The organism is Georgenia satyanarayanai (assembly GCF_023715365.1).
In the GTDB taxonomy this organism is placed as follows: domain Bacteria; phylum Actinomycetota; class Actinomycetes; order Actinomycetales; family Actinomycetaceae; genus Oceanitalea; species Oceanitalea satyanarayanai_B.
In genome coordinates this window covers 92,546-108,505 of the sequence record NZ_JAMBNZ010000002.1, presented here as the reverse complement: position 1 = coordinate 108,505, position 15,960 = coordinate 92,546, and the positions used below count along the sequence as shown (strand labels likewise).

The 15,960-nt window shown below is 69.3% G+C and carries 15 protein-coding genes and 2 pseudogenes; 10 read left to right on the top strand and 7 right to left on the bottom strand.

What is annotated here, in order from left to right:
• The first annotated feature begins 151 nt into the window (after nt 1–151).
• From M3148_RS02745 to M3148_RS02710, 8 genes are all read left to right on the top strand, one after another.
• Entirely contained in the window at nt 152–670 is a 519-nt protein-coding gene (locus M3148_RS02745) for a MerR family transcriptional regulator (RefSeq protein WP_251303372.1), read from the top strand.
• Between the two features lie 139 nt (nt 671–809).
• Complete coding sequence (locus M3148_RS02740; protein ID WP_251303114.1) at nt 810–2,264, top strand: DUF2510 domain-containing protein; 1,455 nt, start codon at nt 810–812, stop codon at nt 2,262–2,264.
• Nucleotides 2,265–2,343: 79 nt separating this feature from the next.
• Nucleotides 2,344–2,901, top strand: a complete 558-nt coding sequence (locus tag M3148_RS02735; RefSeq protein ID WP_251303113.1) for a nitroreductase family protein — start codon at nt 2,344–2,346, stop codon at nt 2,899–2,901.
• 58 nt (nt 2,902–2,959) lie between these two features.
• A complete protein-coding gene (locus M3148_RS02730) occupies nt 2,960–4,159 on the top strand; it encodes a class I SAM-dependent methyltransferase (RefSeq protein WP_251303112.1) in 1,200 nt (399 codons plus the stop codon).
• Between the two features lie 91 nt (nt 4,160–4,250).
• Nucleotides 4,251–5,276: a tyrosine-type recombinase/integrase gene (locus M3148_RS02725; RefSeq protein WP_251303111.1), complete on the top strand. Its 1,026-nt coding sequence runs from the start codon at nt 4,251–4,253 to the stop codon at nt 5,274–5,276.
• Nucleotides 5,277–5,319: 43 nt separating this feature from the next.
• Complete coding sequence (locus M3148_RS02720; RefSeq protein ID WP_251303110.1) at nt 5,320–5,700, top strand: helix-turn-helix domain-containing protein; 381 nt, start codon at nt 5,320–5,322, stop codon at nt 5,698–5,700.
• Nucleotides 5,701–5,885: 185 nt separating this feature from the next.
• Entirely contained in the window at nt 5,886–7,121 is a 1,236-nt protein-coding gene (locus tag M3148_RS02715; protein WP_251303109.1) for a Fis family transcriptional regulator, read from the top strand.
• 107 nt (nt 7,122–7,228) lie between these two features.
• The gene (locus M3148_RS02710) at nt 7,229–7,753 is read left to right on the top strand and encodes a hypothetical protein (protein WP_251303108.1); all 525 of its coding nucleotides are present in this window, start codon (nt 7,229–7,231) and stop codon (nt 7,751–7,753) included.
• A 736-nt stretch (nt 7,754–8,489) separates the two neighbouring features.
• Here M3148_RS02710 and M3148_RS02705 read toward each other — a convergent pair.
• The 4 genes from M3148_RS02705 to M3148_RS02690 all read right to left on the bottom strand — a co-directional run bounded on the left by M3148_RS02705 (nt 8,490) and on the right by M3148_RS02690 (nt 11,459).
• Nucleotides 8,490–9,077 carry a hypothetical protein gene (locus tag M3148_RS02705; protein WP_251303107.1) on the bottom strand — a complete coding sequence of 196 codons (588 nt, stop codon included), beginning with the start codon at nt 9,075–9,077 and terminating at the stop codon, nt 8,490–8,492.
• A complete protein-coding gene (locus M3148_RS02700) occupies nt 9,074–10,300 on the bottom strand; it encodes a DUF7224 domain-containing protein (RefSeq protein ID WP_251303106.1) in 1,227 nt (408 codons plus the stop codon). Before M3148_RS02700 ends, M3148_RS02705 begins: the two co-directional genes overlap by 4 nt.
• Complete coding sequence (locus tag M3148_RS02695) at nt 10,297–10,968, bottom strand: ABC transporter ATP-binding protein (protein ID WP_251303105.1); 672 nt, start codon at nt 10,966–10,968, stop codon at nt 10,297–10,299. Before M3148_RS02695 ends, M3148_RS02700 begins: the two co-directional genes overlap by 4 nt.
• A 68-nt stretch (nt 10,969–11,036) precedes the next feature.
• Nucleotides 11,037–11,459, bottom strand: a complete 423-nt coding sequence (locus M3148_RS02690) for a hypothetical protein (RefSeq protein WP_251303104.1) — start codon at nt 11,457–11,459, stop codon at nt 11,037–11,039.
• A 262-nt stretch (nt 11,460–11,721) separates the two neighbouring features.
• On the opposite strand from M3148_RS02690, the gene M3148_RS02685 reads away from it, so the two are divergent.
• A complete protein-coding gene (locus tag M3148_RS02685) occupies nt 11,722–11,934 on the top strand; it encodes a hypothetical protein (RefSeq protein ID WP_251303103.1) in 213 nt (70 codons plus the stop codon).
• A gap of 130 nt (nt 11,935–12,064) precedes the next feature.
• Here the strand turns inward: M3148_RS02685 and M3148_RS18885 are convergent.
• The 3 genes and pseudogenes from M3148_RS18885 to M3148_RS02670 form a co-directional block, all read right to left on the bottom strand.
• Nucleotides 12,065–12,878, bottom strand: a pseudogene (locus M3148_RS18885) (ISL3 family transposase); the annotation flags it as partial.
• 7 nt (nt 12,879–12,885) lie between these two features.
• Nucleotides 12,886–13,902, bottom strand: coding sequence for an IS30 family transposase (locus tag M3148_RS02675; protein WP_251303102.1), 1,017 nt, complete (start codon nt 13,900–13,902; stop codon nt 12,886–12,888).
• A 195-nt stretch (nt 13,903–14,097) separates the two neighbouring features.
• Nucleotides 14,098–14,774: pseudogene (locus tag M3148_RS02670) on the bottom strand (IS1634 family transposase); the annotation flags it as partial.
• A gap of 407 nt (nt 14,775–15,181) precedes the next feature.
• Between M3148_RS02670 and M3148_RS02665 the strand changes: the two are divergent.
• On the top strand, nt 15,182–15,880 hold the full coding sequence (locus M3148_RS02665) for a VOC family protein (RefSeq protein WP_251303101.1): 699 nt from the start codon (nt 15,182–15,184) through the stop codon (nt 15,878–15,880).
• The last annotated feature ends 80 nt before the right edge of the window (nt 15,881–15,960 follow it).

Here is a 15,960-nt window from a genome sequence, read left to right as displayed (position 1 = left end):
TGTCGTTGACTGGGGTCCCCCCTGGTCATAGCGTGGGGGTCATCAGGGCCGGAGCACATCTCGTGCGCGGCGTGGACGAACGGGAGTGCACGTGAGCGGCAGCGACGCGACGGCCGGCGCAGCGAGCGGGGTGCCCCAGCGGGCGCAGGGGATGCTCTTCGGGGACTCCCTTCCCGACCTCGACACCGAGACCGGTTACCGCGGGCCCACGGCCTGCCGGGCGGCAGGGATCACCTACCGTCAGCTCGACTACTGGGCACGGACGGGTCTCGTCGAGCCGAGCATCCGCAACGCCAGTGGCTCCGGGTCCCAGCGCCTCTACAGCTTCCGCGACATCCTCGTCCTCAAGGTCGTCAAGCGGCTGCTCGACACCGGCGTCTCGCTCCAGCAGATCCGCTCCGCGGTGCACCACCTGCACGAGCGCGGCGTGGACGACCTCGCCGGCATCACGCTGATGAGCGACGGTGCGAGCGTCTACGAGTGCACGAGCGCCGACGAGGTCATCGACCTCGTGCAGGGCGGGCAGGGCGTCTTCGGCATCGCCGTCGGCCGCGTGTGGCGCGAGGTCGAGGGGTCGCTCGCCGAGCTCCCGACCGAGCGTGCCGAGCGCGCCGGCGCGCCGGTCGAGGACGAGCTGTCCCAGCGCCGCCGCGCGCGCGACGCCGGCTGACACGAGCTGAGGACGAGGGGCCCGGGGTCACCCGGGCCCCTCGTCGTGCTGTCCGACGCCCGGAACCGCGGGGAGAAGTCCCCATGCCGCAGTGTGATCGGCGGTCGGGGGAGTGGTCGCTCTCTCCTACTATCGGATCATGAGCAATCCCATCGCCGGTTGGTACCCGGACCCCTCAGGAGACCAGAGCAAGCTTCGTTACTGGGACGGAACGTCCTGGACCGAGCACTTCGCGCCCGCGCAGGGCGCCGCGCAGCAGGCGGGGGAGGCCGGCACGAGCAGTGGCGGGCAGCCGACGGGACAGCAGACGGCGGCTGCGGAGTCGTACGGCGCGCAGCCCACGGAGCAGCTTCCCGCTCAGGGAGCCGAGCAGCCGGCTGGCCAGCCGACCGAGCAGTTCCCGGCTCAGCCGACGGAGCAGTTCCCCGCCCAGACCAGCGAGCAGTTCCCGGCGCAGCACACCGCCGTCTACCCGGCCGGTCAGTACGGCCAGCAGCCCTTCGGCCAGCAGCCCTTCGCCCAGCAGCCGGAGCAGCAGGCGTACGGCCAGCAGCCGTACGGCCAGCAGCAGCCGCAGGCAGCCTACGGCCAGCAGCAGCCGCAGGCCGGCTACGGTCAGCCCGGCTACGGCCAGCAGCAGCCCCACGGACAGTACCTCGCGGGGCAGCAGCCCTACGGTCAGTCGCCCTACGCGAGCGGCCAGAACGCCTACGGCCAGCAGCCGGGCGCCGGCGAGGGCGGCTCGGGCAAGGGCCTGGTCATCGGCATCATCGTCGCCGCGGTCGTCCTTGTCGCGGTCGCGGTGACCGCCGTCGTCCTCCTTCTCGGGGGCAACGACGACCCCGAGCCCACGCCTCGTCCCACGCCGGCCAGCACAGCCACCGACGACGGCGTCACCGAGGACCCCACGAACGACGACGCCACCGAGGACGCCACTGACGACGCCACCACCGGTGGCACCGTGAGCGGAGGCGAGATCACGATCGGTGAGTCGGTCACGGGCTCGATCGCGGCCGGGGAGACCTGGACGGGCACGATCATCGTCGAGGAGGCCACCCCCCTCGTCATCGACGTCGTCTCCGCGAGCGGTGACCTCATGATGTCGCTGACCGGCGGCGCGATCGACCTCGAGAACGACGACCGCGGCCGCTTCCGGGTGAACCCCGACGCGAGCTCCCTCGACCCTGCCGTCGGTGCCTACCTGGAGCCGGGGGAGTACGAGGTGGCGGTCTCCGCGTACCTCGACACCGCCGAGACAGACTTCACCGTGAGCACCTCCGTCGTCCCGGAGACGGCCACCCCCGGTGAGCCCGTCGCCGTGGATCTCGGCGAGGGCGAGGTGTGGGTTGCCGCCCTCGAGCTGACCGAGCGAGGCACCGTGGTCATGGACTCGGTGTCCTCCGAGGGTGACGCCGAGATCGGCGTGTTCACGTCCACCGGCGAGGTCGACGGCGCGGACGACAGTGCCGAGGGCGCTGGCGGTGGCCTCGACCCGTACGTGGAGCTGGAGCTGCCCGCCGGCGTGCACATCATCAGCTACGGCGGGTACGGCGGCGGGCCGCTCACCGCGGAGCTGTCGATCACCGTCGAGTAGTCCTTCGACACTCACACGGTGGCGCCCCCGGGAGCACACGCTCCCGGGGGCGTCGTGCTCTGCGGTGCATGATGGGCCGATGACGACCCCTCCCGAGCCCGACGTCCTCGCCACGCTTCGCGCCCTGCGGCAGTCGCGCCGGTTCCTCCCGACGCCGGTCGCACGCGAGGACCTCGATCGCATCCTCGAGGTCGCCCGGTGGACGGGGAGTGCGAAGAATACGCAGCCGTGGCACCTGGTGGTCGTGACCGACAGCGCCCTCAACTCCGGGCTCGCGAACCTCGGGGCCTTCACCGGCTTCCTCGACGGCGTGGCCGCCTCGATCGTCGTCGCGGTCGAGGGGGAGGGGCGCTCCGTCGCCTACGACGACGGCCGGCTGGCCGAGCGCGTCATGCTTGCTGCCGCCGGCCTGGGCATCGGTAGCGGGACGGCGTGGTTCAGCAACCCGGCTGCGCGTCAGCAGGTGCGCGAGCTGCTCGGCCTGCCCGACCACCTCGAGCCGTGGTCGGCCATCGGCCTGGGGTACACCGACACGAGCGAGCCCCAGGCGACCCCACAGCTGTCAGGCCGCAAGCCGCTCGAGGAGATGACGAGCTGGAACCGGTACGGCCGGCCCGCTCCGACGCAGCCGACGTGATGCTCACGCCGTCGATGGCGGGACGCCCGCGGGGGAGCGGTGCTGGGATGATGACGGGATGAGTGCGCCCGCGTTCGACCTCGACCAGCTCCGCAGATACCCCGACGTGGAGGCTCCCGACCTCGGCGCCGTCGACGCCACCGACCGGCTTGTCCTCGATGAGGCCGCGACGGCGCTTGCCACAGCGGGCCCGGGGGAGGTGGTCGTGATCGGCGACAGGTACGGCGCCCTCGCCCTCGGCGCGATCGCGCTGCACGGGGCACGCGACGTGCGCGTGCACCAGGACACCCTCGTCCATGAGCGCGCGCTCGAGGCCAACGCCGAGCGGGGCGGTCTCGTCGGGACCTACCGGTCGCTGAGCCTCGTCCCGGAGCTCGTGACCGGCGCCCGCGTCGTCCTGCTACAGCTGCCGCGCGGGCTCGCGGCGCTCGAGGAGGTCGCCGAGCTGGTCGCCGCCCACGCGGAACCCGACGTCGTGGTCATCGCGGGCGGCCGCCTCAAGCACATGTCGCGCAGCATGAACGAGGTCCTGGGCCGGCACTTCGCCGATGTCACGGCGTCGCTCGCGAGACAGAAGTCACGCTGCCTCGTCGCTCGGCAGCCGACGCCGCCCGGAACCTTCCCGTCCTTCCCGCGCAAGCATTTCGACGAGCAGCACGGCGTGTGGATCGCTGCCCACGGTGCCGCCTTCGCCGGCCCGTCCCTCGACCTGGGGACGCGCTACCTCCTGACGTTCCTGGGGGAGATGAGCCCCCAGGCGCGCGACGCCATCGATCTCGGCTGCGGCACCGGCGTGCTCGCTGCACAGCTCGCCGCGGCCCGCCCGGACCTCGACGTCGTCGCGACCGACACGTCCAGCGCCGCCGTGCGCTCCACCCGCGCCACGATCGAGGCGAACTCACTCGGCGAGCGCGTCCAGGTGGTGCGGGAGGACGGACTCGAGAGCCAGCCGCCTGTCTCGGCTGACCTCATCGTGTGCAACCCGCCCTTCCACGTCGGTGCCAGCGTGCAGCCCGACGTCGCGATCGAGCTGTTCAAGGGGGCCGCCCGGGTGCTCCGTCCCGGTGGTGAGCTGTGGACGGTGTTCAACTCTCGGCTCGGTCATGCCGGCGCACTGCGCCGCATCGTCGGGTCCACCAAGGTGATGGGCGACAACGGCAAGTTCACCGTGACACGGTCGATCAAGCAGCCGAGCCGGGGGGAGAGCGGCGCGGCCCGGCAGGGGGCCGGGGACGAGAGCGCCCAGCGCAGAGCTTGAGCAGATTGACATAATGTACATTATCGGCGATAACCAACGGGAGTGGGCCTACGTTTCCTGCATCGTCCCAGCGGTTCTGAGCGATGCCAGTGTGGGCTTGCTCCGCGCCGACGAGCGCGTGTTCGCGGCCATGGTCGACGGCTGGCGCACGCAGATGCTGGCTCGCGGGCTGACGACGCACACCATCAAGGGCCGCTGTGGCGTCTTGGAGCGGTTCCAGCGGTTCGCTGGCACGTTCCCGTGGCAGTGGCGCCCGGTGGACCTTGAGGACTATCTCGCCAAGCGGCGCTCCGGCGACCGGCCGATCAGCCTGACCACGCTGCGTGCGGACGCCAACGCGGTGGCGGCGTTCTGCAGCTACCTGACGCAGCCGGTGTACGGCTGGGCGCCGTTCTGCGAACGAACGTTCGGTGACGTCCCGTCGCGGATCAGCTTCGAGTGGAACACCCCGCGGCACACCGCCGAGGACGCCGTCCCACCGGGCCGCCGCGCCTTCACCAGGGCGGAGCTGCAGCGGCTATTCGACCACCTCGATGACCGGGTCGACCGCGAGTACGCGACCGGCAGCAAACGGTGGCTGCCCGCGCTGCGCGACTCGATCGCCTTCAAGCTCTGCTACGCCTACGGGCTGCGGCGCCGGGAGCTGACGATGCTCGACCTGCACGACTTCGGCCCCAACCCGCACGTGAGCGACTTCGGACAGTTCGGCGCGGTCCAGATCCGCTGGGCCACGGGCACCGCGGGGTCGGGCCCACGTCGACGCGCCGTGCTGACGGTGCCGGAGTTCGACTGGGTCGTGCCCCTGCTGCAGTTCTGGACCGCGCCCGAGGGCCGGGGCCGCTTCTCCACCGCCGAGCGCTCCGCAGCGCTGTGGCCCAGCGAACGCGGCGACCGGGTGCGGCTGGGCAGCTTGGGTGATGCGTTCTCCCAGCTCCGCGACGAGCTCGGGCTGCCCAGGGAGCTCGGCCTGCACTGCCTGCGCCACTCCTACGTCACCCACCTGGTCGAGGCAGGCTACGACCCCGCCTTCATCCAGACCCAGGTCGGCCACTCCCACGCCTCGACCACCGGGCTGTACACATCGGTCTCGGCCGACTTCAAGCAGCGGGCCATCTAGCAGATGATCGCCCGGCGGATCGCCAACCCCAAGGAGACCTGCGATGCCTGAGCAGCGCCGCATCGGCTACCGCTGGCACCTGCGGACCATGATGGCCCAGCGCAACCTGTGGAAGAGCACCGAGCTCCTGCCCCTGCTTCAATCGCGCGGCATCGACCTCTCCGAGAGCCAGGCCTACCGCCTGGTCACCGGAACACCTGAGCGCATCCCCGCCCGCACCTTCGCCGCGCTGTGCGACATCCTCGACTGCACACCCCGCGAACTGTTCGAGCCGGTCGTGGAGATGCGCGCTGCCGCCACCGCCAACGCACCCCGCCGGCCAGAGGACATCGGCGTCAAGCCCGGCCACCCCATCGCGCGCCGGATCCGCGTGATCCCCCCCGGACGACGATGGCTAGGCCTCGCAAGCCCAGCGACCCCCTGACCTGGCCCGAGCCGTGCACGCGCTGCGAAGAGCACCACCAGCTCGTCGCATCCTGGCCTGACGGGCGGGTCTGCGGCTACTGCTACTTGGCCGCCAAGCGCACCAGAGGAACCTGCGCCTGCGGCCACACCGGAGTGCTGCCCGGCCGAATCGACGCCCGGCCGGCATGCCGAGCCTGCAGCGGCGTGAAGCTCAACGTCGACTGCACCAGCTGCGGTGCCGAGGACGAGCTGCACTCCGGTGGCCACTGCTGGCGCTGCGTGCTCTCAACGACCGTCCACCGGCTCCTGACCAACCCCACCACCGCACAGATCCACCCCGCGCTCCTGCCGGTGGCAACCGCCCTGAAGGCGATGGACCGACCCAACAGCGGACTGACCTGGATCAACCAGCCCCACGTCACCGACTTCCTCGCCGAGCTCGCCGCCGCCCCGACAACCAGCCACGACGCGCTTGACGCCCTGCCCGCCTCGCGCACCCGGGACTACGTCCGCGGACTGCTCGTCGAGCACGGCGCGCTGCCCCGCCGCGACGAGCTCCTCGCCCGGTTCAAGACCTGGAGCGACCAGGCGCTCGACCGGCTGCCTGAGGGCGAGCACCGCGACATCGCCCGCCGCTTCGTCCGCTGGCACCTCCTTCGCCGGATGAACACCGCACCTGGCGAGGTCACCCGTGGCACCTTCCTACGCTCGAAGCAGACCACGACGGTCACCATCGACTTCCTGAACTGGCTCACCGACCGCGGCACCACACTCAGCCGACTCACCCAGAGCGACATCGACGCCTGGCAGGCCGGCGGGCCCTCGACCCGGGAGTTCGCCAGCCGCTTCCTCGCCTGGGCAACCAAGACCTCCCTCGTGGACCCGATCCTGCGGATGGAGCCCCACCGCCGCGGCACCGCCCACAGGCTGCCCGCCGCCGAGCAGAGCCGAGCCGTCCAGGCCCTCGCACACCACGACAACCTCACCCCCAGAGACCGCCTCGCTGCCATCCTCGTTCTCGTACTCGGCCAGCAGATCGCGCACGTCGTCCGGCTCACCTGGGACGACGCCACCATCGCCGAGGAGCTGGCCACCATCACCATTGGCGCCGCGCCAATCATGCTGCCACCACCGCTCGACGAGCCGCTGCGCCAACTCCATGCCGAGCCTGGACACGGTCAGACAGCCGCACACCCCGACACGACCTGGATCTTCAGAGGCCACTCCCCCGGCCAGCACATCAGCGCGGCACACCTACGCCAACGGCTCAAGACCGTGTGCTCGACCCGAGCGGCTCGCCTGAGCACGCTGAGCGAGCTCACCAAGACGAGCCCGATCCCGGTCCTCGCCGAGATCCTCGGCTACAACACCGCCACCCTTGAACGACACGCCGTAGCTGCAGCCGCCACCTACAGCCGCTACATCGCCACCCGCCGCTGAAGCTGCCGAGACGTAAACGCCCCTGGGTGTTGCGGAAATCCCGTTCGCCACGCACGCGCCTGCTCATTCCACAGCAAGGACACGCGCTGGGAAGACATAGTCAAGGTATGGAGACCCGCGCTCTGGCCGCTGCAGGAGGGATTGTCACCTTCGCCCTCACGGCAGGTTGCGCCGGCTCAACGCCCGACAACCCGGCCACGCCGGTCAGCAGCCCGAGCACGACCAGCACGGCAGGACCGTCGGTGCAGCACGAGAACGGCAGCGTCATCCTGGTTTCGGCAGAGGTAAACGGCGTGATGGACGCGTCGCTCTCCGGCGTCATCGTCCGCACCGAGCACGGATGCCTCGCACTCACGGACGACCCAACCGACATACCAGTGCTGTGGCCTCATGGGTCAACCCTCAGCGCGGATGGCGTAAGCGTTGACGTTCCGAATTTTGGCACGGTCACCGTTGGCGACGAGGTCTGGGCGGGTGGCGGCTATATCAACCCCGGATCCGGCGACGAGCCGATAGTGCCAACGCTTCCGGAGGAGTGCGCGCCCAGCGGGGACACGAGTGTCGCGGCGCTGCAAGCGTTCAGTGACGGACCACCACCATGGGACGTACCTTCACCTGAGCCGCCCAGCTAAACCTACGGGTGAACGCCAAACCCGGCAGTGACCCGGCGCGTATCACTCTGCCGCGCGACCACATCAGCACCGACCACGAGAACGGCAGCACGTGCGCCGATAGGGGCTACTCCCGCCTCATCGCTTCCCGTTGCTGCCAGTTACCCAGGACGAGTTGAAACAGGTGAGACGACTCGTCCCTCCGCGCGCCGTAGCGAGGTCGGCGAGCTTCGACCACCACCTCAACTTCTCGCCGTACGGCATCGTGGCGAAGGCCCCCGAGGAATTTGGCAAGACGAACACCGGGGCGCCGTGGACCGTGGCGGACGGTAGGACACCGAGATCAGGTCGGGCGGTGCCCATCGCTCGCGCCCATGCTCGGGCAGCGGTAAGGCCGTTGAACGCCACCCACCGCGGCTGCGCAGCCGAGATGCGGCGCTCGAAGCCGTCGACGTCGCAGGTAAGGGGCGCGGTCGTGGGACTGGGCGGCCATCCTGTTCAGGTCCGTCACGCCGACGCCGTGCTCGAGGAGCGTGTGATCGGCCTCGGGGCGAAGTATCCGCGAGGTGAGGGCGCTGTCGTGCAAAAGTGCCAGAACTTGTTGCCACGTCCCGCGTAGTAGTGCCCCCGGGCTGCAGACGCCGTCGCGACGGCCGTGCCGACGATGACGACGCGAAGGCCAGGGCGCAGCAGGTCAGGAAGCATGGAGGTGAGCGTAGCGACCCCTTCCCCTCGCTCGAGGAGTGACGGCCGTGGGCTAGCTCGCGCGCGTGGTAACGCCACGGCCGGTGCCCACGAGGAGTCCCGCCACGAGCAAGAGTGCCGGCTGCACCAGTGAGTCCACGGACAGGCTCGGCAGCCCCGGCCAGGACATGAGCTGGTCACCGTTGGGGTTGCCGAACGTGAGCATGGCTATCCCCCAGGCGACCGGGACGATGGCTGCGACGACGACGCCGAAGTGACGCCTGAACAGCAGACCGGCGCCCGCCATACCAGCCACGTTGCGTGTGAACACGCCCAGGTCACCGGACCCACTGACGAGTGTGAGCGCTTCGGCTAAGAGTCCGGCCAGGACGACGAAGCCAAGGACGTGCCGGATCTCTAGCGCGGCAGGTGGACGACTCGCCGCTCGTTGGGCGCGTGAGGTGGGCGTCGCGAGCGACGCCAGTACCGAACTCGAGGCGATGGCCGGTAGCACCACCCTGACGGGGAATCCCTCGTAGAAGTGTCCGGTGAGGTTGAGTGCGGGAAGCCGCGTGGTGCCGATGAGGCCGCTCAGGATGGCGCACATTACAACGATGACGGCCGGCGTGATCGAGCGGTGGACGCGGAGCCACAAGGTCATGGAGCCGGAGCCATCGTCGGGTCGCAGGTCTCGATCGCGGCAGTGAGGTCACGGACTCGCGCGGCGGTGTCCGTCGCCTCGGTGAGGTAGTCCTTCGCCCACATCGCTTCCAGGTCCGGACGCGGTGTGCCGGTCGTCTGGTCCACCCACCAGGACGTCAACAGGTACCACGCGTTGACGAGCTCGCCGGGGATCCCACCATCGGGAGCCTCGCAACGAGTCGGGTCACCGGGGATCGCCATGGAGATCGCCGCCGCGAGATCAGACTGTGCGAGGTGGTCCGGGTGCACGACGAGGGGCGCCGCCCCACTGGTGGTGTCTTCGGAGTACGAGGAGGGGACGGTCAGGTCGTACGTCTCCCCTACCCGCGCCACTTCGTGCGCTGCGGTGAGAAGGCCGTCCAAGGCCTCGTCGTGCTCGGGCCAGACGCACACCTCGACGCCGTCGGATTGGGCGCATGACAGTTCGGAGGTTCGCGGGACGGTGGGACTCCAGTCGAAGTCGTCGACCTGCACGGCAGCCAGCTGAGCACCTACGACCACAACGACGACGGAGGCCGCAACGAGCGCGACCCTGGGAAGTCTGCGGAGCGTCATGATGAGGGCGCCGACGGCCAGGCTCCCCCACAGGATCGTCTGGGCGATGAGGACTTGGGGTGCGAGAGCGTGCTCGGGACTGCAGCAGTCCTCGACGAGGAACAGGTGGCGGAGCCACAGCGGACTGCTCATTGCCGCCGGTACTGCCATGACCACGTAACCGAGGGCGAGGAGGAGCGGCGCCGCGATGACGACGGGGACGAACCGCCCGAGCGCCTGGCCGGTGAGGCTCGCGGCGGTCAGGCTGAGGGCAGCGACACCCAGCAGCGGCAGATGGGGCAGGACCCAGGCGTCCTCGGTCGCCATGACGATAACCGCGGCGAGCACGACACCGAACAGGCCCACCATCGCCTGAGCGGCCGCGACGCTCAAGGCACTGCGAGCGGGGTGGCGCACGCCGGACCGGAGGCTACCCGCGATGCGCCGTTGAGTGGCACCGGCGAACGCGCCGGCTGTCGCGACGATCGGCACGATGAAGATAAGGGTGAACGTCGCCGTCGTGGTGAGCGACACTCCCCGCAGATCGCTCGGAGTCAGGCCCAGGACGCTGCCGCAGAGTGCGACGACGACGGCGACCGCCGCGGCCAGCACGGTCAGCCTGCCGAGCCCGATGACGCCCGGGTTCACAGGTCTGTGTCCGGTACCAGCGTCAGGTAGGCCTGCTCCGCCCGTCTGGGACCGTCGGGCGCCCGCTTGAGAAAATCCTCCACCGTGCCGGTGAACACCAGCTCGCCACGTGACATCACCGCGACGGTGTCGAAGAGGTCGTCGATGTCATCGACCTGGTGGGTCGAGACCAGGATGTCGACACCTTCGAGCCCGAGCAGCACCCGCCGGAGCCGCTCCCGCTGTGCCGGGTCCAGTCCGACCGATGGCTCGTCCAGCGCGAGAAGCGACGGAGAGTGGACGAGCGCCTGCGCCAGGAACAGCCGGCGGAGCTGCCCTCCGGACAGGGTCCTCGCCTTGCGGCCGATCTGCTCGGCCAAGCCGACCAGCGACACTGCCGCCTTGGCCGAGTCTCGAGCGGCGCCCCGCGACATGCCCTTCAGCCAGCCGAAGTACGCGACGTTCTCGTGAACCGTCAAGTGTGGTGCGGTCTCCCCTTCCTGGGGCATCCAGCCCACAGCACGTCGGTAGGCGCGCCGCGTCGAGTTGGCGCCCGGGATGGAGAGCGTTCCCCCCGTCGGCACGATCGCGCCGGCGATGATCCCCAGGAGGGTGCTCTTGCCCGCACCGTTAGGACCGAGGAGTGCGGTTCGTCCTTCGGGCAGCGTCCAGGAGAAGTCGCGCAGCACCGGTCGACCGAGACCGTAGCGGTGCGTTATCCCCTCGCAGACGAGCGTGGACTGACGGGTGTCTGCAACTACCACGCGACCTTCACGGTGCTCGCAGACAGACGCTGGGTCGTGTTGTTGACGCCGCGGTAGCGGAAGAAGTACTCACCCTTGGTAGTCATCCGCCCCCATGAGCCAGTCTTGGTGGCGTTGCGACAGTTCCCCAGTTGCTTCTCACCGTGAGAAACGTCCGGAAGGGCGGTCCGATTGCGACGGAGTTCCAGCCGCGGGTCCGCCGTCGTCCCACCGGATGAGGAGTTGATGCAGTAGGACAGGGTGATGGCGGTGGAGACCGAGTCCTTGTTGTTGTCCGTCCAGCGCCTCGTCTCGAAGTTGTACGGGATGTTCGAGAAATTCGACGTGAAAACGTCCTCGGCGCTTGCTGCAGTGGTCAATCCGAATCCGAGCATTGCTCCGGCAACCAGCGTTGCGGCGAGCCTTCGAGCGCGCATAACGAACCCCCATAGATCGTATGATCGCGGCCTCACTACCGCTCGAGCGAGACGTTAGCGACGACAGATGTTGCTGTCAATGGTGGTCCAAAATGTCCTCGGGTAGCACGTCTCGGCGCGCCCAGATCGCGCTTCGCCGCTCGCGCCTCACGATACGTGCGCGTGTGGGCGGTGGGTTGTACGCTTCTCTCCTCTGGCTCATCTGTGTGCCCCGTTCCGAAGCTAGCCCCGTTCAGGGGCTAACCAGACTGGGAGGTGCACGATGCAGAAGCTCTCCTCGACGACGCGCTGGACCCAGCGGAAGCCGTCGATCAGCAGTGACGCGTGGTGGCGGACCTCCCTCGTCCTGGCCGTCCTCTTCGAGGCGCACACCGACGAGGACAGCACCGACTGGCCGGCGACCTCTTCACCGGTGCCCACACCGTTACCGACACCCCAGTACGACGGCCCCACGACCGCCCCCAGTACCTGCTGACCTCACTGCCACCGCTCACGGAGCCCAACCGCCGCTACCAAATCCGGCGCACTCACAACCGCTGGGGCAGAGCATGTCCGGGAGTCCGGAACGGGCACACCAATCAGGCTCTTCGGACATTCGGTAGGGATCAGGTCTTGAGTCCTCCGGCGGCGAGGAGCATCCGGAGGCGGTAGTTGTTGAGGTTGCGGTAGCCGCGGGCCAGGCGTCGGTGGAGCTCGATGATGCCGTTGATGGCCTCGGTGCCGCCGTTGTTAAATCGTCCGGTGGTGAAATGGCCAAGAACGCGTCTCTCCAGCGCGCAGTGTGCGTTCCAGGCGGGCGACCTCGGGGATTGGGCAGGTGTGGAAGATCGTCAGGACGCGTTCGGCCATCGCCCGGCCGGCCGCCAGGTCGGCGCAGCGGTAGGTCGCGCGTAGGCCCTGGGCGCAGCGCTAGGCGAGGTAGACGGCTTGGTGTGCCTCGTCGGTCTCGATGGCCGCCGCGAGGCGGGTGAGTTGGCGGTCGGTGAGGTTCCCGGCGCCGGCGCGCAGGATGCGCTGGATGCGCTGGATGCCGTAGAGCGGGTCGCCCTTGCGTCCTCGGTGGCCCAGGGTCTCTTGCTGGACCCGTCGACGGACCTCATCGACGGCCTGGGTGCCGAGCTTGACGACGTGGGAGGCGTCGAGCACGGCGGTGGCGTCGGCGAGCTCGTCGGCGATCGCGCTCTTGTAGCCGGCGAAGGGATCCAGCGCGGCGACCTGGACTCCGGCACGGAAGTCGGCGCTGCGGTCATTCAGCCAGTCGGCGTAGGCCTTCTTCGACCGTCCGGGCACCAGGTCCAACAGCCGGGCCCGGATCTTGCCCTGGGCGTCGCGGGTCAGGTCAACCATCCCGGTGAGCTCCTTGGCACCGCGACGCCGCGGGTCGACGTGGTGCCAGATATGCTCATCGACCCCGAGGCTGGCGGTGTCAAGCCGTCGGAGCAACGCTGTCGGTCAGGAGTCGTTCGAAGGCTTCGCGTGCGGTGAGGTAGCCGAGGATGGCACGGGGGCGTTCGTTGAGTTCTTCGGCGATCGAGGTCAGGTAGGGCTGGTGTGCCGGGATCGCGGTTCCCTTGGGCAGGTACTCGCGGATGAGGCCGTTGGTGTTCTCGTTGGTGCCGCGCTCCCACGGGGAGTGCGGGTGGGCGAAGTAGACCGGCATCTGCGTCGCCAGGGTGAGGGCGGCGTGCTTGGCCATCTCGCTGCCCTGGTCCCAGGTCAGCGACTTGCGCATCATCGCGGGCAGCTCGTCGGCGTTGTCGATCAGGGCGTCGGCGAGGTGCTCACTGTCCTTGCCCGCCGGCAGCGCCAAAATCGTGGTGAACCTCGTCGTGCGCTCAACCAGCGTGGCGGCCGCGGAGCGGCCGTGGGCGCCGATCACCAGATCCCCTTCCCAGTGGCCGGGCACGCGCCGCTCGGCCAGGTCCTCGCGGTCATCGATGCTGACCATCCCCACGATCGGGGCACCGCGCTGGCCCAGCGGCTTGGGTGCGCGGCGTCTGGTGCGCTTGGAGCGCAGCATGACTCCGTGCGCGGCGAGCTCGCCCTTGGGCAGGGCGTAGATGAACCGGTAGATCGCCTCGTGGCTGACCGTCTTGCCGCCGGCCGGCACGGATCCCTTCATCAGGCCCACGCTCTCGTCGTGGGCCTCCAGGTGCAAGCGTCCGGCGACTTGACGCGGGGTGCGTGAGTGCTTCAGATCGGCCAGCACCCGGGTACGCAGCACCGGGTCGGCCTCGACCTTCCCCCTCTGGGGCCGGGACCGGCGCCGCTGGGCCCGGCAGTCAGCGGTGACCATCTTGTACCCGCGCGTCTTGGTCGAGTTACGCCGGATCTCGCGCGAGATCACCGACGGGGAACGGTCGAGGTGCTCGGCGATCCTGCGCACCGTCCACCCCGCCTTGAGCCCCGTGGAGATCTCCGCCCGATCCGTCGCCGTCAGCATCCTGCGCACCACATGCAACCCCTCACCCGACCAGCACCGTTGCTACGACGCTATGACACCGCCGCTGACCACCCCGGCGAAGCGGGACTCATCGGCGGCCAACTCCACCAGTCGGGGCTTGATCGCGCGCCACAGCGTCTTCCAGTCCACCCCCAGCTGCCCGGCGAGCCCTTCGACCTGAGTTTGGTCATTTCGTTAGTGCGTGAGTCGGGGGCGGTGGATGGCCTCGAGGATGGCCTGCTTGTCGGCGGGGATCTCGGGCGGGAAGGTCTGGCTGCTGGCGTTGATCGCGATGGTGGCCGAGCGCAGCGGGCGAAGCTGGCGGACGACGTTGCGGATGGCCAGGCCGGTGCGGTTCTGGACCTCCCGGGAGACGGCCAGGGCGGTGAAGACGACGGTCAGGTGGGCCTCGATCGCGTCGCGTTTCCTGGCGAACAGGGGTCTGGCCCTGAGGTCAGTCTTGGACATGCGGAACGATGCCTCGACCTGCCACAGGTCGTGGTAAGAGGAGATGACCTCGCCGGCGGACATCACGGTGGAGGGGATGTTGGTGACGTAGCCCTTCAGTCCGACCAGGCGCCGGGCTCGGGCCAGGGACGCCGCGTCGAGCACGGTGCCCCGCCGTTCTTCTTCACGAACCAGGGCGTGCGGGAGGCCTTCTCGCCGGCGACGACGGCCTTCGCGCGGTTCTCCTGCAGGGTGAGGGTCTTGTGGTCGCGCGCGGCGCGCTTGGCCGAGTAGGCCCACACCGCCCGCCACGAGCCTGGGTGCTCGGCGCGGTCCCAGGACGGCTCGACGCGGACCAAGGCGTCGTTCTCGCTGCGTCGCCCGGTCCTGGGGGTGAGGGTGTCGATGACCTGCCCGTCGTTGAATGCCCAGGAGTGTGTCGCAGCGGACGCAGGGATCAGTGGTGGGCGCATCACTGCACCCCGTAACGTTGGTCATCGTCGAGGTCCTCGGGACGAACGGTTGCTTGGTCGCTACCGATCATCGAGGACCTCGACCCCTACCCGCCCTCAGCTACCGCCGCGAGTCCCACTCCCCACCGGAAGTCCGAAGAGCCACCAATCAGCGCACGCGTGACCGTCAGGCGCCCCTCAGGGGAGGGTAGTCGTCAGAACGGCACAACTAACCGAGCGTGCGTTGACCTCTGGAGGGCCCGCGACCGGGCGAAGAAGGGTTCCGATCATCCTTTGGAATGATCGTGCGCACCTCTCCTACTCGCTACGTTCACAAACGACGGCCAAACCCATGTGACCCGAATCAAAGGGACGGCTCCATGCGAAAGAGCATGTTCGTTTCAATTCTGGCGGCGGCCGTAATGTCCGCTTCCACCCTTCCCGCTGCAACGGCAACGACAGAGGCTGCAACCCCGCCGACCGATGTGATCCTGAGCGGATCTGTATCGGGACCCGATGTCGCGTCGAACGTGCCAGTGCGGCTCTTCATCCTCCAGCCCGAGACTGAAGTGTCTCAGGCCCAGACCACCGGCCCCGCCGTCAAGGCGGATCGGGCCGCGACCGTGCACACCGACCACGCCGGTCGCTTCTCAGTGCCTCAGTCCGCCGTGAGCCCCGCCGCCCTGCCCACGCAGTCGAGCAGGGTGGACGTCGCCATCATCGCCGGCGAGCCAGACGGAGCGCTCTCCGTCTTCGAGACCACCATGTCGCGCCCGAGCTCGCCCAGCCCGCCACCGACTTCGACGACACCGCGACCACTGACATGGTTCCCGAACGTGTACCCCTCTCGGCGCGGGCCGCTGCTCGAGCTCTGGCCGGAGCCGGCACCCAAGGGCGACGCGAAGAACAGGATCCATCTCGACGTCCGACTCGAGCCCGGTGACGACGTTGACGCCGTCGCCGCGGGCATCATCGCGCGAGGCGGCCGGGAGCTCGGCCCCGGCTGGGGCGACCTGCCGTGGCGTGTCTACGCCGACCCCTCCGGCAACGAGCTGTGCGTGCTGCCAGCCGTTACCTGACCTCTCAGAGTTCGTCGCCGTCGAGATTCGACACCAGCTCGCACCGGTGGGAGCGACTGGCAGAGGTACCGGTCCCGGCC

Excerpts from the sequence above, each read along its gene's own strand:
- M3148_RS02745 (WP_251303372.1), top strand. The coding sequence starts at position 152 with ATGCTCTTCGGGGACTCCCTTCCCGACCTCGACACCGAGACCGGTTAC.
- M3148_RS02740 (WP_251303114.1), top strand. The coding sequence starts at position 810 with ATGAGCAATCCCATCGCCGGTTGGTACCCGGACCCCTCAGGAGACCAG.
- M3148_RS02735 (WP_251303113.1), top strand. The coding sequence starts at position 2,344 with ATGACGACCCCTCCCGAGCCCGACGTCCTCGCCACGCTTCGCGCCCTG.
- M3148_RS02730 (WP_251303112.1), top strand. The coding sequence starts at position 2,960 with ATGAGTGCGCCCGCGTTCGACCTCGACCAGCTCCGCAGATACCCCGAC.
- M3148_RS02720 (WP_251303110.1), top strand. The coding sequence starts at position 5,320 with ATGCCTGAGCAGCGCCGCATCGGCTACCGCTGGCACCTGCGGACCATG.
- M3148_RS02710 (WP_251303108.1), top strand. The coding sequence starts at position 7,229 with ATGGAGACCCGCGCTCTGGCCGCTGCAGGAGGGATTGTCACCTTCGCC.
- M3148_RS02705 (WP_251303107.1), bottom strand. The coding sequence starts at position 9,077 with ATGACCTTGTGGCTCCGCGTCCACCGCTCGATCACGCCGGCCGTCATC.
- M3148_RS02690 (WP_251303104.1), bottom strand. The coding sequence starts at position 11,459 with ATGCGCGCTCGAAGGCTCGCCGCAACGCTGGTTGCCGGAGCAATGCTC.
- M3148_RS02685 (WP_251303103.1), top strand. The coding sequence starts at position 11,722 with ATGCAGAAGCTCTCCTCGACGACGCGCTGGACCCAGCGGAAGCCGTCG.
- M3148_RS02675 (WP_251303102.1), bottom strand. The coding sequence starts at position 13,902 with ATGCTGACGGCGACGGATCGGGCGGAGATCTCCACGGGGCTCAAGGCG.
- M3148_RS02665 (WP_251303101.1), top strand. The coding sequence starts at position 15,182 with ATGCGAAAGAGCATGTTCGTTTCAATTCTGGCGGCGGCCGTAATGTCC.